11 protein-coding genes and 4 pseudogenes are annotated in these 15,037 nt (G+C 42.7%); 9 read left to right on the forward strand and 6 right to left on the reverse strand.

Going from position 1 to position 15,037, the window contains the following annotated elements; translation table 11 throughout:
- Positions 1-299: pseudogene (locus L4B77_RS11770) on the reverse strand (hypothetical protein); the annotation flags it as partial.
- Between the two features lie 447 nt (positions 300-746).
- Between L4B77_RS11770 and L4B77_RS11775 the strand changes: the two are divergent.
- From L4B77_RS11775 to L4B77_RS11790, 4 genes and pseudogenes are all read left to right on the forward strand, one after another.
- Positions 747-1,601, forward strand: coding sequence for a hypothetical protein (locus L4B77_RS11775; protein ID WP_429750612.1), 855 nt, complete (start codon positions 747-749; stop codon positions 1,599-1,601).
- 2 nt (positions 1,602-1,603) lie between these two features.
- The gene (locus L4B77_RS11780; RefSeq protein WP_429750614.1) at positions 1,604-3,328 is read left to right on the forward strand and encodes an RNA-directed DNA polymerase; all 1,725 of its coding nucleotides are present in this window, start codon (positions 1,604-1,606) and stop codon (positions 3,326-3,328) included.
- 16 nt (positions 3,329-3,344) lie between these two features.
- Positions 3,345-3,464, forward strand: a pseudogene (locus tag L4B77_RS11785) (putative quorum-sensing-regulated virulence factor); the annotation flags it as partial.
- 41 nt (positions 3,465-3,505) lie between these two features.
- Entirely contained in the window at positions 3,506-3,751 is a 246-nt protein-coding gene (locus L4B77_RS11790; protein WP_261840259.1) for a hypothetical protein, read from the forward strand.
- Positions 3,752-3,938: 187 nt separating this feature from the next.
- On the opposite strand, the gene rcnR is transcribed toward L4B77_RS11790, so the two are convergent.
- On the reverse strand, positions 3,939-4,211 hold the full coding sequence (gene rcnR, locus L4B77_RS11795) for a Ni(II)/Co(II)-binding transcriptional repressor RcnR (RefSeq protein ID WP_008072594.1): 273 nt from the start codon (positions 4,209-4,211) through the stop codon (positions 3,939-3,941).
- A 135-nt stretch (positions 4,212-4,346) separates the two neighbouring features.
- Here rcnR and L4B77_RS11800 point away from each other — a divergent pair, with 135 nt between their 5' ends.
- Complete coding sequence (locus tag L4B77_RS11800; RefSeq protein WP_429750617.1) at positions 4,347-5,423, forward strand: nickel/cobalt efflux protein RcnA; 1,077 nt, start codon at positions 4,347-4,349, stop codon at positions 5,421-5,423.
- Positions 5,424-6,429: 1,006 nt separating this feature from the next.
- Positions 6,430-7,482 carry a 3-deoxy-7-phosphoheptulonate synthase AroG gene (gene aroG, locus L4B77_RS11805; RefSeq protein WP_372040923.1) on the forward strand — a complete coding sequence of 351 codons (1,053 nt, stop codon included), beginning with the start codon at positions 6,430-6,432 and terminating at the stop codon, positions 7,480-7,482.
- A 139-nt stretch (positions 7,483-7,621) separates the two neighbouring features.
- On the opposite strand, the pseudogene L4B77_RS11810 reads toward aroG, so the two are convergent.
- Positions 7,622-8,860, reverse strand: a pseudogene (locus L4B77_RS11810) (mannose-1-phosphate guanylyltransferase/mannose-6-phosphate isomerase); the annotation flags it as partial.
- Positions 8,861-8,917: 57 nt separating this feature from the next.
- Complete coding sequence (locus tag L4B77_RS11815; protein WP_261840237.1) at positions 8,918-10,030, reverse strand: mechanosensitive ion channel family protein; 1,113 nt, start codon at positions 10,028-10,030, stop codon at positions 8,918-8,920.
- A gap of 184 nt (positions 10,031-10,214) precedes the next feature.
- Here L4B77_RS11815 and L4B77_RS11820 point away from each other — a divergent pair, with 184 nt between their 5' ends.
- The gene (locus L4B77_RS11820) at positions 10,215-10,874 is read left to right on the forward strand and encodes a potassium channel family protein (RefSeq protein WP_429750620.1); all 660 of its coding nucleotides are present in this window, start codon (positions 10,215-10,217) and stop codon (positions 10,872-10,874) included.
- Positions 10,875-10,883: 9 nt separating this feature from the next.
- Entirely contained in the window at positions 10,884-12,251 is a 1,368-nt protein-coding gene (locus tag L4B77_RS11825; RefSeq protein WP_429750622.1) for a TrkH family potassium uptake protein, read from the forward strand.
- A gap of 98 nt (positions 12,252-12,349) precedes the next feature.
- On the opposite strand, the pseudogene msrB reads toward L4B77_RS11825, so the two are convergent.
- Positions 12,350-13,492 (reverse strand): annotated as a pseudogene (gene msrB, locus L4B77_RS11830) (peptide-methionine (R)-S-oxide reductase MsrB).
- A 213-nt stretch (positions 13,493-13,705) separates the two neighbouring features.
- On the opposite strand from msrB, the gene L4B77_RS11835 reads away from it, so the two are divergent.
- Positions 13,706-14,104, forward strand: coding sequence for an OsmC family protein (locus L4B77_RS11835; protein WP_017068628.1), 399 nt, complete (start codon positions 13,706-13,708; stop codon positions 14,102-14,104).
- A gap of 113 nt (positions 14,105-14,217) precedes the next feature.
- Here L4B77_RS11835 and phnX read toward each other — a convergent pair whose 3' ends face one another.
- Complete coding sequence (phnX, locus tag L4B77_RS11840) at positions 14,218-15,036, reverse strand: phosphonoacetaldehyde hydrolase (protein WP_429750624.1); 819 nt, start codon at positions 15,034-15,036, stop codon at positions 14,218-14,220.
- Between the last annotated feature and the right edge of the window lies 1 nt (position 15,037).

The following is a 15,037-nucleotide window of genomic DNA, read 5'->3' on the forward strand; positions in this document are numbered from 1 at the left end:
GCTAACATATGGACATTTATTTCATTTAGTAATTTAGTCTTCTCAATTAATCCAGCTCTTGAGTCGTCAGCATTAATGTAAAAAACTTCCAAGCCATTAAGTGTATTATTGAAATACGCCTTATGTAATTGATTTATTAGGAAGAGTGTCTTTCCAGAGTTTGGTGGTGAAAATATTACTGTGGATTGCCCTTGCAGTACAATACCATCAAAAACAAATTTAGAATCTTCTTGAGAAGATTCAAGTTCTTGTATATCTTTGTTTATAGAAAATGCCATTAATGAAGAAAGTGCTGACATAAAACCTCTAGTTTGTATAAGAATGTAGTTAATGCGCTTAGACTATCTATGTGAAATTTCCTATTCAAGAAGTTTGGTGATAATCATCAAATATGAGTCAAGTATTATTGTATCTAAGAAGTTTCTATTAGTTGGAAGTGGATGGAATGTTATTCGTTTCGAAAATAACCTCAACGATTCTCGATTATGCTCATGCTAAATATTTAATTAAGTGCGTTATAATTGCCCATTACTTGTGGTGACTAGGTCACTATCTGCTTACATAATCTCATGATTTAAATCATAATTTCTGTTTAAACGCATTTACCTTAGGCTCACTTTGTTGCATATTGACTGGTTAATTCATACTTTAAGGAATACAGAAATTTGGGAAGGTTGATCAATAGAGAGTCATTACCGTTGACATTGTGGTGCTCTGCTTCTCGTGCAATGAGGCTTCCTCGTCTTTTGGAAGATACATGGCGAACATTGTTAAATGAAAATGGGTTGATGGATTTGGCGTTACATAAATCAACGACTGGAGCTATTGGTGGGCAGAGTATTGATGAGACGAATCAGCACTTGGCTACTAGGTATAATGGGTCGTGTGCCCGAGTCGTATTGTCTATTTTAGATCCTAAACATGAAATGGACTTAATATCAGATACTTATGCAACTTTGTTTGCAGGGAACAAAGTGTTTCTCGCTGATATCCCCAGTGGGAGCGGCGCTGCAATCATGAGTATCTTATGTACACTTGTAGAGTTGAGAGAAAAATTTGTTATTCCGAGGCATCCTTTGGAGGTGGTCATTGTAGCTGGAGAGATATCTGAGGTTGCAATTGGACATATGGCGAGACAACTTGAGCTAATAAAACCGATGTTAAAAGCCCAAGCGATCACTATCGTAGATATATCTTTGAAGATTTGGGACGTAGAGTGCAAGCAGAGCACCGCTAAGCTGATTCGAGAGATGACAATCAAGAGTATAGATTGTGATAATCGTATGCTGATTTTATGTAACTTCAGTGGGTATCTTGATACTGGGAGGTGGAAGAAGACTAAAAGCACCTTCGAAGAAGTTTTTAGACACAGTACAGATACTAGTAGCGCGGCAATTTGGATTGAGCCTCAGACAAAGAAAGCTGAAACTCTGTTCGAGAATATTCGGAAATGGTTTGATGTTGATTTAAGTTATTTTTTACCCAGTCAGAAGCAGGTTAATTCATTAGCATCAAAGGTTGATTGCAAGCACACTTTTGGAGAAGGTTCTTATAGAGTACAGCTTAAGGTCCATCGATTTGACCTTCCTGATGGAGTCTGAGCATGAAGTCAAAAATCGCTTTGAAAGCGTTAAATCAATACCGTAAGCGTGACGTTAATGCTTATCTTGGTCTTCGTTATTATCTCGAAAATTCAGCTACAAAGAGTGATCATTGGATTGAAAGGGTGTGCTCGAAACTAATATTAGATGGTCGAGATGTTGGATATCTGAGAACAAACCACTACAAGGACTGGATTGACAACTCTTACGTATATAGAGATGTTTTTTTACCAACACCAGTGGAAAGCTTGAGTGAGGCTTTACTCATATCTGAGCTTTCAAAACATAAAGAATTTCATCCTCAAAGCTATGTTTTCAGCTACAAACTGGCCTCAGATAGTGATGTTTCAGGTGTGTTTGTACCTTACTTTAATGGAATACGAGAAAGGCACGCATTAATATCTAAACTATGTTGGGAAAATGAAGGTGCTTCAGTTTTATACACGGATATAAAAAAATTCTATCCAAGCATAAGGTATGAAGACGCTATCAAGGTGTGGAAAGAAAAGTGTTTAGAGTCAGACTTAGACGCGAAGTTTTTCGCTCTCGGCAAGAAGTTACTTGAGAAGCATTATACTGTAAATAAAAAGTGTGAAACTGGAAAAGGCATCCTTACCGGACCAATGTTTAGTCACGTTATCGCTAATTTGTTGTTAGACAGTATCGACAAACAAATGTACCAACTAACGAAAGGGCGATACTGCAGATATGTAGATGACGTTATTTTTGTTGGAAGTGATAATGAATTAGATTTATGGCGAAACGAGCTTGAAAAACGATTTTCAAACTTAGGGCTTGAACTACATGATGGTGACAAAGACTTTTCAGTTACTAACGAAAAGTGGTTAGAAGGCCAAAGCGATTTTAATTCGAGTCTATCTATTGATTGGATGCAGTTGATTGGAGATTTGAAAAAGTTCTTATTTGCGCATCCTAGCAAGAGCTCTGAGTTGAACAACGTGTTCATTGAAAACAGCATACGTATACCTGTTTTAGACTACTCGTCAGTAATGAGGGAGTCTACATCCGTTCAAAAGCTTGCCGATTGGATCGGAAAGTTTCATTTTTCACGTAATCTGATAAGAAGTATAAGTATCAACTCCCTCTTGGCGAAAGCAAATCAATGCAGGGTAAAAATGCTTGATCAGCTTTTTCTCTACGCAGAAGAAATGAAACAAGCTCAAGATTATGAGAAAAAGCGTCTTGTTCCGAAAATACGTTTTTTAGCTGGTAGACTGACAATTCTATTACCCGTTAATAAGTTACTTGAATGCTCTGAGTTGCTCATGCAATTTGATGAATTTCATCAAACAGCGGTAACTATGAAAGCTGTTGCGACTCGAAACGTCACAGAGTGCCTCATTATGGGAAGTAACTGCACTCAAGCTGCATCACAACTACTTTCGATTGAAGACTTACCTGTAGAGATTAATATTGAAGATTTAAATGGTGTAAACCTTAATGTTATCGAGCAATCGTTGGCGGTGTTGGATCTTAACGGTATAGCTTATGATATTCCACTTAGACCCGGTGAATTAAGGCGATTCAGTAAAGGTATCGATGTTAGTTCACTAATGGAATCGAATGATCGATACATCAAAGAGCTAGCTTCCTTACATGGCGTTGGCTTGTCGAGGCATGAGCTTATCTTGAGTTCTTGTTTTGATAGGGATGAGGAATTGACACTAGATATATTAAATCAAGTGCACAGCTCTAGGAGTGGTTAGTTTGTGGAAGTTTGTTTTTTTATGGTTTGATAAAAAAGGCTTTCCTACTGGGGAGTTAGGGGACTTACTCAAACTGTGTTTGGCGCTAAAAATTGAAGGTCTCGATAGTGTCGTTAAACCTTTGAAACGCATGTAACCTGTCACCGAAAATTCCCATTTTTAATTGAAAGACTTATTATGAATTTTGATATAGATGCACTGAAACACCACCAATTGGTCGAAGATGGTCAACTAGAGGGCTGTTACCTTCATCAGCCCGCTCAAGGTAGTCAGCAAGGTGATAAAGCTGTGCTAGCAGAACGCCAAGCGTTGGAAAAAATGGGATATAAGGTCATACAGGTTAAAGCTAAAGGCGGGGCAACAACGTTTGCCGAGGCGATGCAACAGCTCGCGAAGAAGACGGGTCACCAGTTCAAAGAGTAAGTGAGTGTCATCTGCCACAGCCGTTAAATTACCTCTATGATTTAGAGTTCATTGACCTTTGATGATCCTTATTTTTACACTTATAACAAAAAATTATGGGTTCTTTTTCCTAAAAATAAGCACTCGGTAGTATGACCTTCGTATCATTCAAAGGGCATACTACGACGATTGTATTATTTCAGCCGCGTTATTTGATGTAAGAGTCCAGAACTTTCAGCACTATTTCCATATCGGCTTCACGTTGCTCTTTGTCTTCTTCCAGTACAACGTGCTCAAGCAAGTGGCCTTTGATCACTTCTCGCATCAAGCCATTTACTGCGCCCCGAATAGCAGCAATCTGCTGCAACACATCTTGGCACTCATGCTCTTCTTCCAGCATTTTTTTAAGTCCATTCACCTGACCCTGTATTTTACTGACTCGGGTGTTGAGCTTCTTCTGATCTCTGGTTGTATGCGACATGGCTTATCTTCTTAATGTTATGGGCTGCTCTATTCTAACCGATAATGTAGCACTTAATTTATACTGGGGGGTAGTATTGTATACTAGGGGGGAGTATAGTTTGCGTCAAATTTGAAATAACAAAAGAGAATAACAATGGATTTTGTCGCACTACTGCAAAATGGTAATGGGTGGTTCTTTATTCCTAGTGCCATCTTACTGGGTGCTTTGCATGGTTTAGAGCCGGGACATTCGAAAACGATGATGGCGGCTTTCATTATCGCGGTTAAAGGAACAGTTAAACAGGCTGTAATGTTGGGGTTAGCCGCGACACTGTCCCACACGGCGATTGTCTGGTTAATCGCTGTTGGTGGGATGTACATCAGCCAAAAATTCACAGCTGAAGCTGCTGAGCCGTGGATGCAGCTCATTTCCGGGGGGATTATCGTTTTGACGGGTTTATGGATGTTCTGGAGAACATGGAGCGCTGAGCACGCTTGGCAAAAAGCGCATAGCCATGATCATGAATGGACGACCCAAATTGTCGATACAGGACATGGGAATGTATCGCTCTCTATAATGGAAGAGGGCGGGCATCATCGCTTCCAGTTGCGCACACTCAATGGCAAGGTTTTAACGGCCGAAGATGTCAAGATTTCAGCCCCGAGTTCTAATTCACAACCTGCTGATGTATATCAATTTACTGAGCGTAATGGATACTTAGAATCGTCCTCCTGCATTGAAGTCTCTGATGATTTTTCTGTCACATTGATTATCGGACACCACGATCATACCCATGATTTTGATGTACATTTTAGTGCTAATTCTCATTCAGGAAGTGACAACAAAGAATACCAAGACGCTCATGAACGCGCTCACGCTTTAGATATTCAAAAACGCTTTGAGAACCGAGACGTCACTAATGGGCAAATACTGCTTTTTGGTTTAACGGGTGGTTTGATTCCATGCCCTGCGGCGGTAACGGTTTTGCTTATCTGCTTGCACCTTAAAGCCATCACACTCGGTGCTACCTTGGTTGTATCATTCAGCATTGGTTTAGCATTGACTCTGGTTACGGTTGGCGTGGTGGCAGCACTGGGTGTGAAAAAAGCGACATCTAAATGGAGCGGCTTTAACGATGTTGCACGTCGAGCCCCGTACTTATCGGGTGCCTTGATTAGTGCTGTCGGTTTATACATGGGGATTCACGGATATATATCATTGGTGGGCTAAGCTTTGTAGCACTCGGCTCCTGTCAAACTGGAGCCGATCACTATGCGCCATTTTTTCAAAGCTTATTGGACTTAGGTATCCAAGAGTACTGCGCCACCTCGTCCGATGAGCATCAGCCCAATGTAATTGAAGAGTGTATGGCGTATTTGGCATTTGATCGTAACGCAGTTATGCCCCTTTCCGAGTTTGCCAAAACGTCCACGCTATCTGCTAGAAATATAACTCATCTGATACTCAAAACTCACAAAGTACGAAAAATGGGTACCACAGTGCAGTTCTTGACTCAAACGAACTCGCTGGTTTTTGCTCTGTAAGTCACTCTGAAATCGTTATAAACTTTTAAGGCGGCATAGAAACACATCGGTTTGATTAACCGTCTAAATATTCGCTAAGAGCGTTTGATTTGCTTTAAGGGCTGTTTCTGATAACTAACCCGTCCGTTTAATATAATAGGAATTAGTGCGAACCTTGCGAATACTTTTTCTGGTGCGATGTTACTCATCGCACCAGCTCTTCATAAGTAAACTTACCATACCTGTAGTTATTGATGGCTTACTAATTTAGGAGAGCCGCCTGCAAATTTTTGTCGCTCGACAAAATAGCGTTCCGGGGATCTTGGCGACGGGTGAAAGCTTTGCCTTTGATTGAAAATAGAAGATCTGGATAATGCCAAAATAAACTGAATATCATGTGGTTACATGACGATTTTTGCTAATCGATAGTGTTTTTAGGTTGCTCACTTCAAGAGACGCTATTTGAAGATTAGAGCTTGAAGAGTCGTGGAGCTTACCGAAGAAGAAATGATACTATCGGCAGGGTGTAAATATTAGTGTACGCAGTGTTTTAAATATAAAATATTTAAAAAATTGCGTTCTTTTTAAATTAGTGATTGAAACTGTCGTTTTTACTCGTTAAGTTACAGGGAACAACAAGATAAGTGCTGATGGAAAGTGACGTGAGAGTGCGTACATTCAGCTCAAGGATAGAAAATAGGAAGAAGTAAGCAATGTTCCAGACTGATGATGTAAGAATTAACAAAGTAAAAGAGTTATTACCACCCGTTGCTGTTTTAGAAAAGTTTCCAGCGACAGAAATTGCTTCTTCTACAACCTTTGAAAGCCGTAAAGCGATTCACAATATTTTAGAAGAAAGCGACGATCGCTTGCTTGTTATTGTAGGCCCATGCTCTATTCACGATACTGAAGCGGCACTTGAGTATGGTAAACGTTTGAAAGTTCTACGTGACGAACTCGGTGATAAACTGGAAATTGTCATGCGTGTTTACTTTGAAAAACCACGAACCACAGTCGGTTGGAAAGGTTTGATCAACGACCCATACATGGATGACACGTTTAAGTTAAATGATGGTCTTCGTCTTGGGCGTAAACTCTTGCTTGATCTCACCGACCTTGGTATGCCAACGGCCAGTGAGTTCCTAGATATGATCACACCTCAATATGTTGCCGATCTGATCAGCTGGGGTGCAATTGGCGCACGGACGACTGAGTCTCAAGTGCACCGTGAACTTGCTTCAGGCCTATCTTGTCCGGTTGGCTTTAAAAACGGTACTGATGGCAACATCAAAATCGCAACGGATGCAATTCGTTCTGCTGGCGCTTCTCACCACTTCTTGTCGGTTACTAAGTATGGCCATTCAGCGATTGTTGAGACGGCAGGAAACCCGGATTGTCATATCATCCTGCGTGGTGGTAAAGAGCCAAACTACAGCGCTGAACATGTCGGTAAAATCAAACAAGAGCTAGAAGCGTCAGGTCTTCCTCAGAAAGTGATGATTGATTTTAGCCACGCGAATAGTTCTAAGCAGTACAAACGTCAAATGAACGTATCTGATGATGTGTGTGCACAGCTTGCTGCTGGTGACAAAGCGATCTTTGGAGTAATGATTGAATCTCACCTAGTTGAAGGCCGCCAAGACTTAGTTGATGGTAAAGCGGCAACATACGGTCAGTCGATTACTGACGCTTGTATTGGTTGGGAAGATACTGAAACAGTACTTCGTCAACTGGCGGATGCGGTTGAAGCACGTCGTAACAAGTAGACCCGTTATCGAACAAGGATGTAAACATTGATAGCCCTCATGAGCGAAAGCCTATGAGGGCTTTTTTGTGAGCCACCCCTTGCGTCTATGGTTACGACCCCGTTGGTATAAGGGCGCTCTTGATTTATTCCCCTGTCGAGACTTTGTCGTACTCGCTTAGGTTGATCCCGTCGCACTTGCTACAAGTTTTAAAAACTTCACTATGGTGAATATGCTCGGTTCGACCCGCTTGATGGAGCTGGTGAACAATCGACGTTACCCCCTGAACTTTACTTTTATCCGCGACCAAGATGGCGTCGTTGGTTTCGACAATGATGAGGTGCTCAACACCGACCGTTGCTACCAATTTGTTCTCTGCGTGAATGTAGTTGTGCTGGGAGTCGACGGTTAATACATCCCCTTCAACAACATTGTTGTACTCGTCTTTGTCGCTTACGTCCCAAATAGCAGACCATGAGCCAATATCACTCCAACCAACATCCATCGGGATCACCACGGCGTGTGAGGTTTTTTCCATCACAGCATAATCAATGGAATCACTTGGGCTATTTTTGAATGCTTCAGCATCAATTCGGATAAAGTCGAGGTCGGTATTTTGCTTTGAAAGGGCGAGTTTGCACGCGGCTAAAATCTCTGGATGATGTTCGGCAAGCTCTTCAAGGTAACGTGATGCTTTGAACATAAACATGCCGCTGTTCCATAGATACTGCCCAGAGTGAACGTAATGTTCTGCTGTTGCTGTATCTGGCTTTTCAACAAAGCACTCAATGGCGAAAGCACGGTGGTTCGGTTGTTTCATTACGTTGCTGTCTGCTCGGTTAATCGGCGCTGGGTTAAAAGAGTGAACAACGGGAAGAGGTTTACCCTGCTTGATATAACCATAGCCCGTCTCCGGCGCGTCAGGTTTAACTCCAAATGTGACCAGTTTGCCTTGTTTTGCGTAGTTAACGCCAAAGCGAACTGCTTGTTGAAACGCCGATGTTTTGGCGATGTGATGATCAGCAGCCAGCACCAGTAAGACTGGGTCATGATTTTTTTCTGAGCTATCGGAGGGTTGACTTAAGGCATGTAAGGCGGCGAGAGCAATCGCTGGTGCGGTATTTCTACCGACGGGTTCTAATAGAATACCACTGTGTTGAAGTTTAGCCGATCGCAGTTGTTCGGCGGTGATAAAGCGATGCTCTTCATTACAGATAATGAAAGGGTCAAGATAGCGGTGATCAACAACGCAGTCTTCTAGACCGTGCAAGCGTTGCAGCGTTTGCTGCAACATTGAATGCTTACCAGCAATACTTAGAAACTGTTTGGGGTAAAGCTCTCGAGACAATGGCCAGAGGCGGCTACCAGAGCCGCCAGCCAAGATGACAGGTAAAATCATAAGGTGGTAATGAGTTATATAGGGCTACTGTTTGTATGTTACCACGCTTATCGACTATCAATGAGCTTCAGGGTGCGAATTCACCATATCATCAGAGAGGTGAGTCTCTTGAGGGGCGATCTTGAGTGTTTGAGTTGGGAACGCAATATCGGCGTCGTGTTTATGAATAATAGCCAGAACTTGTAACAACACATCCTGTTTAACTTTGTGGTATCTCACCCAATTGACTGTTTTTGTGAAAGTGTAGATAAAAAAGTTCAGGGTGGATGGCCCAAATTTATCAAAGTTAACCATCAGCGTTTGTTTGGCATCGATGTCTGGATGGTTTTCAAGCATGGTTTTTACTTCATCAACGATGAGCGCCAATTTGTCTGCATCTTGATAACGAAGTCCGAATGTTTCATTGATTCTTCGGTTCAACATTCTTGATGGATTCTCTACCACAATATTGCTGAAAATTGAGTTTGGAACATAAAGAGGGCGCTTATCAAAGGTTCTGATGATCGTCATGCGCCAGCCGATGCGTTCTACGGTACCTTCAATTTGACGATCGGGTGAGCGTATCCAATCTCCGACTTTAAACGGTCGGTCGAAGTAAATCATCATGCCGCCGAAGAAGTTAGACAATAGGTCTTTGGCTGCCAAACCAACAATGAGGCCCCCCACGCCACCAAAGGTGAGCAAACCCGATAGGCTGAGTCCAAATGCCTGCATAATGGTTAGGCCGCCCATCACCATGAAAAACAGTCGGGCGACTTTCGCGATAGCGTGTACCGTGGTTTCGTCTCTGGTCTTCTGTTCTAAGATGTAGGTTTCAGCGTTACTGATCATTCTCAGCGTGAACCAAACAAACGTACAGATGATCAGTATGTTTTTAAGTGTTCTTAACCAGTTGATTTCATTGCCAAACTGGTCTTGAAGAATCAAGCCTATAGAGACAGTGGCAGGCCAGCACCAGAGCAATGTACTGACGGGAGCTTTAAGGGCATTTAATATTAAGTCATCCCAATAGAAGGTTGTTTTTTCTACTAAAGTCGCTAAACGGTTGTGGATTATACGCCACGCCACCCAAGCCAAAAAACTCGCCAAGGTAATAAACAGTACGCTAGTACTCCAGCTACTGTGGCTTTGGTGAATATAGGTTTGAATTTGGGTTATCAATTCATTCATTGTGTGCTGCCGCAGAAATTATTAGTGGGAATTAACAGAAATTGCAGTCGTTCTCTGCCTAGATAAATCAAGCTATTATGACATTATTGTAGGCCTATTATTGCACATTCGACTTTTTTTGAGGTGGAAACTAATGTAGTTTTAGTTATTCGACGTAATTCAATTTTCTAAACGAGGGCTTTAAATGAGCGGCAAGCAGTACGCAGTTATCGGATTGGGGCGTTTTGGTCTCTCTGTCTGTAAAGAGTTACAAAGTTCAGGTGCACAAGTTTTGGCCGTCGATGTGGATGAAGCACGAGTGAAAGAGGTTGCGCCTTTTGTTTCACAGGCGATTGTCGCTAACTGCACGAGTGAAGAGACAGTCAAAGAGTTAAAGTTAGACGATTACGATATGGTGCTGGTGTCAATTGGGTCTGATATTAACGCTAGTATTTTGACCACTTTGGTAGTGAAAGAGTCAGGCGTAAAAGTTCTTTGGGTTAAGGCAAACGATAAGTTCCACGGCAAGATCCTTTCTAAGATTGGTGCTGATCGCGTCATTATGCCAGAGCGTGACATGGGGATCAGAATTGCTCGTAAGATGCTCGATAAGCGTGTACTTGAATTTATCGATCTTGGTAGTGATTTAGCGATGACTGAAATTGTTATCGGCCATAAGCTGCTTGGGAAACGTCTCTGTGATTTAAATCTTTGTAAAGAAACGGATGTACAAGTCTTGGGTTTTAAGCGTGGCCCTAATTTGGCCAGTGCGCCATCGTTGGATGTCAGCTTGGAAACTGGAGATGTCATTATTATTGCGGGACCTAAGGCGCTCTTGGCTCATAAACTCAAAAACTTATCGTAAGGTGAGTCTATGAATTCGCTAAATCGAAGAGGATTGTTTTACTCTTTAAGTCAAGATCAAAAGCATAAAAAAGGGTCTGAGCCTAAGGTTATTCTAACGAGTTTTCTTGCGGTGCTGATCCCTTCTGCAATCTTACTTACGCTGCCTGTTTTTTCTGTCACAGGATTAAGTTTTACGGATGCACTGTTTACCGCCACTTCAGCGATTAGTGTGACGGGATTGGGGGTTGTTGATACGGGGCAGCATTTTACTTTGAGCGGTAAAATTCTGTTGATGTTTTTGATGCAAGTTGGCGGGCTTGGACAAATGACATTGTCTGCGGTTTTGCTTTATATGTTTGGTGTTCGGTTAAGTTTAAAACAACAAGCATTGGCCAAAGAAGCGCTGGGGCAAGATAGCAAAATTAACCTTCGTAAGCTTGTGAAGAAGATTATCATCTTTGCATTGCTGGCGGAGTGTGTTGGTTTTGTGTTGCTCTGCTTTCGTTGGGTTCCAGAGATGGGATGGGCGACGGGGAGCTTTTATGCTCTTTTTCATGCAATATCTGCGTTCAATAATGCCGGCTTTTCTCTGTTTTCAGACAGTATGATGAGCTTTGTTGATGATCCTTTGGTGATCTTCACTTTAGCGGGCTTGTTTATATTTGGTGGCTTAGGCTTTACGGTGGTTGGTGATTTGTCGAGTAACTGGCGCAAGGGTTTTCAGTTTTTACACTTGCACACCAAGATCATGCTGACAGCAACGCCGATTTTATTGTTGGTGGGCACGGTCGTGTTTTGGTTACTGGAGAGAAATAATTCAGCGACCATGGGCGAGTTATCGACACAAGGGCAGTGGTTGGCGGCTTTTTTCCAGTCGGCGAGTGCTCGTACGGCGGGCTTTAACAGTGTGGATCTGTCTCAATACACACAACCTGCTTTGCTGGTGATGATAGTTCTGATGCTGATTGGTGCGGGCTCTACCTCAACGGGGGGCGGGATTAAGGTATCGACTTTTGCGGTTGCGTTTGTTGCGACGTGGACGTTTCTGCGTCAGAAAAAACATGTTGTGATGTTTAAGCGAACGGTTACTTGGCAAGCGGTAACGAAATCATTGGCGATTATCGTGGTGAGTGGCGCGTTATTAACCACCGCAATGTTTTTGTTAATGCTTACTGAAAAAGCAGCATTTGATCGAGTGATGTTTGAAGTCATTTCTGCGTTTGCTACGGTTGGACTCTCCGCAGGTTTAACCGCTCAACTTTCTGAACCCGGAAAATACATCATGATTGTGGTGATGGTGATCGGACGGATTGGTCCTTTGACTTTAGCGTATATGCTAGCTCGACCAGAACCTTCGTTGTTGAAGTACCCAGAAGATACTGTGTTGACCGGTTAGGTCAATAAACTCGACTCGTCATGAGTCGCGCTATCACAAGTACAAAGCCAGCAATATGCTGGCTTTTGTGTCTAAGATAGCATGGTTATTTTGGGTACTTAGCCCTCGAACATTGGTCTATATTCCTCATAACCCTCTTCTGCTAATTTATCGGCTGGGATGAAGCGCATTGCTGCTGAGTTCATGCAGTATCGTAAGCCGGTAGGTTTCGGGCCATCTTTAAATACATGTCCGAGGTGAGAATCACCATAGCGGCTACGAACTTCGGTTCTTGGGTAAAGCAGTTTGTAGTCGGTTTTAGTTACCACGTAACTTTAGCTGATCGGTTGAGTAAAGCTCGGCCAGCCTGTACCCGATTTGTATTTGTCTTTTGAAGAGAACAGAGGTTCACCGGTGACAATATCAACATAAATCCCTTCTTGCTTATTGTCCCAGTACTTGTTGTTAAAAGGGCGTTCAGTTGCCTCATTTTGTGTGACATCGTATTGCAGTGCGGTTAACTTCGCTTTGATCTCAGCATCAGAGGGTTTACGGTATGTTTTCACATTGGCTGTGGCATTTTTGCTATCAATGATCTGACGAATAGTTTGTGGATTCTTATTTCTATTCTCACCGAAGACTTTATCGAGGTATTGATCACGGCCAGAAGCATAGCGGTAGTAGTTGTAACGCACTTTGTTCTTTTTGTAATAGTCTTGATGGTAATCCTCAGCTAGCCAGAATTTTTTAAATTGAATAAGTTCTGTTTTTAGTGGTTTGTCGAAGATCTGAGCTTTGTCGATCTCCATCATGAAGTTCTGAGCGATCTCTTTTTGTGCTTGGTTATGATAGAAAATCGCCGGTCGATATTGTGGACCTCTATCAACAAACGAACCTTTGTCATCGGTTGGGTCTATGTGTCTGAAAAATTGGTCAAGCACTTGTTCATAGCTAACCTTCTTGGGGTTAAAAATGACATTAACCACTTCAATGTGCCCAGACTTACCCGATGAAACTTGTCGATAGGTTGGATTTTCTAATTCGCCTCCTGAATAACCAGAAATCACGTCAATCACGCCCGGTAGTTTCTCCAGATCAGACTCTGTACACCAAAAGCAACCGCCAGCCAGTGTTGCAATTTCACTGTTGCCTGCATTTGCTATTTTATCTGCTGTATTGGCCGTACCAGTTTGGCTAACAAACAGAGATATCAATGGTAGTACAACCACGAGTGACACCAATATTTTAGATAATCTCTTCATAGATACCTCATTTTGACGTTCTTTCGATTTGTTTTTGAATGTACGAATAGAGACAGGCTTTCGATGAGAAAAATTACAGGATTTTAGAAAAAAACATGCCACAGAGAAAATCTTGCTCATCACTGCTGCCAGTAGTAGGCTGTACGCATTGGTATAAACACTCGGTCAGAAGACCTTAGATAATGATGATGTTTCGTACATCTGAGGAACAACATGCAAGCAGAAGTTAAATGGGTCGAAGGCTTTAAATTCCTAGGTCAATCTCAATCAGGTCACTCTGTTGTGATGGACGGCAGCGGTGGTGCTACTGCGCCAAGCCCTATGGAAATGGTATTAATGGCGGCTGGTGGTTGTAGCTCTGTTGATGTGGTTGATGGTTTGAAGTCGGCAGGTCAAAACATCACTGGCTGTAACGCAAAACTAGAGACGACACGTCGTGAAACGGCACCAAAAATCTTTACGGTGATTAATATTCACTTTGAAGTGTCGGGTGACAATCTGGATCCAGAGCTTGTGGCTAAGGTATGTGCGGATTCATTAGAAAAGTACTGTTCAGTATGCCTAATGCTCGGTGCTGGCGTAGAGATGACCCACAGTTGGGAAATCGTCTAGCATCCCCATCCTATCTGGTTAACTCGAATGACAACATGATTGGATAGGGATTTTACAGCAACATAGGCGGCGTTTTTGGGTGCGTTTGAAATCACCCAGTCGCCAATATTTGTTTAAGGGCGATCACCTTTCAGTAAACGCTTTTCGATATCGGCAATCACGCCGGGTAGGTCTGCAATGGTATCGATGAGGTAGTGTGGGTTGGACTTATTTAGCTTAACGCTTGCTTTTTCACGCGCCAAGGCAAGTGTTGTCTCGTCTGCATCTAAATATTCTTGATACGTTAAGCCTGCTTCATTGCCCGAAAGAACTAGGCCGACCGTCCACATGCCTGCATTGTGACCTTCATCGATCCCCGGTGCTGCGTCGTCTACTTTTACACACGCAGCAACGCTAGTGACACCTAGGTCGATGACATTTTTCAGTGCCATAAATGGCGCAGGGCGACCACCTTGAGGTAAGTCATCGGTCGCTACCACGTTATCTGGTCGGTAACCGTAATCTGCAGCAGCAGGAATTAAAACATCCATCACTTCACGTGGGTAACCTGAACAAGACCCGATCTTCACGTTCTTCTCTTTTAGGTTATTGACCACTTCTATTGCATTCAAAATAGGCGTGGCGTGATCGGCTACTTTGGCTTTTTGCAGAGGCATGAATGCCGCGTAGATCGCATCAACGTCTTCACTGGTCATGGAGCGTCCGAACTGAGCCTTCCAACGAGTGTCAACGGCTGGAATTCGACCCACTGCTTGGATGTGGTCCCATTTGCCGATCCCCATAGGTTCACGCGCTTCTGCTAAGTCGATATCAAAGTCGAAACCTTGTCTGAATGCTTCAACGAAAATACTGGTTGGCGCAAATGATCCAAAATCAACGATAGTGCCAGCCCAGTCAAAGATAACCGCTTGGATAGGTGATGTGGTGTTCATA

The organism is Vibrio minamisatsumaniensis (genome assembly GCF_050337445.1).
GTDB lineage: Bacteria > Pseudomonadota > Gammaproteobacteria > Enterobacterales > Vibrionaceae > Vibrio > Vibrio artabrorum.

What these genes read in the sequence shown, in the direction of transcription:
- L4B77_RS11825 (WP_429750622.1), top strand. Translation starts at nt 10,884, where the DNA reads ATGAATTCGCTAAATCGAAGAGGATTGTTTTACTCTTTAAGTCAAGAT.
- rcnR (WP_008072594.1), bottom strand. Translation starts at nt 4,211, where the DNA reads ATGTCGCATACAACCAGAGATCAGAAGAAGCTCAACACCCGAGTCAGT.
- L4B77_RS11790 (WP_261840259.1), top strand. Translation starts at nt 3,506, where the DNA reads ATGAATTTTGATATAGATGCACTGAAACACCACCAATTGGTCGAAGAT.
- L4B77_RS11800 (WP_429750617.1), top strand. Translation starts at nt 4,347, where the DNA reads ATGGATTTTGTCGCACTACTGCAAAATGGTAATGGGTGGTTCTTTATT.
- L4B77_RS11780 (WP_429750614.1), top strand. Translation starts at nt 1,604, where the DNA reads ATGAAGTCAAAAATCGCTTTGAAAGCGTTAAATCAATACCGTAAGCGT.
- L4B77_RS11820 (WP_429750620.1), top strand. Translation starts at nt 10,215, where the DNA reads ATGAGCGGCAAGCAGTACGCAGTTATCGGATTGGGGCGTTTTGGTCTC.
- phnX (WP_429750624.1), bottom strand. Translation starts at nt 15,036, where the DNA reads ATGAACACCACATCACCTATCCAAGCGGTTATCTTTGACTGGGCTGGC.
- L4B77_RS11815 (WP_261840237.1), bottom strand. Translation starts at nt 10,030, where the DNA reads ATGAATGAATTGATAACCCAAATTCAAACCTATATTCACCAAAGCCAC.
- L4B77_RS11835 (WP_017068628.1), top strand. Translation starts at nt 13,706, where the DNA reads ATGCAAGCAGAAGTTAAATGGGTCGAAGGCTTTAAATTCCTAGGTCAA.
- aroG (WP_372040923.1), top strand. Translation starts at nt 6,430, where the DNA reads ATGTTCCAGACTGATGATGTAAGAATTAACAAAGTAAAAGAGTTATTA.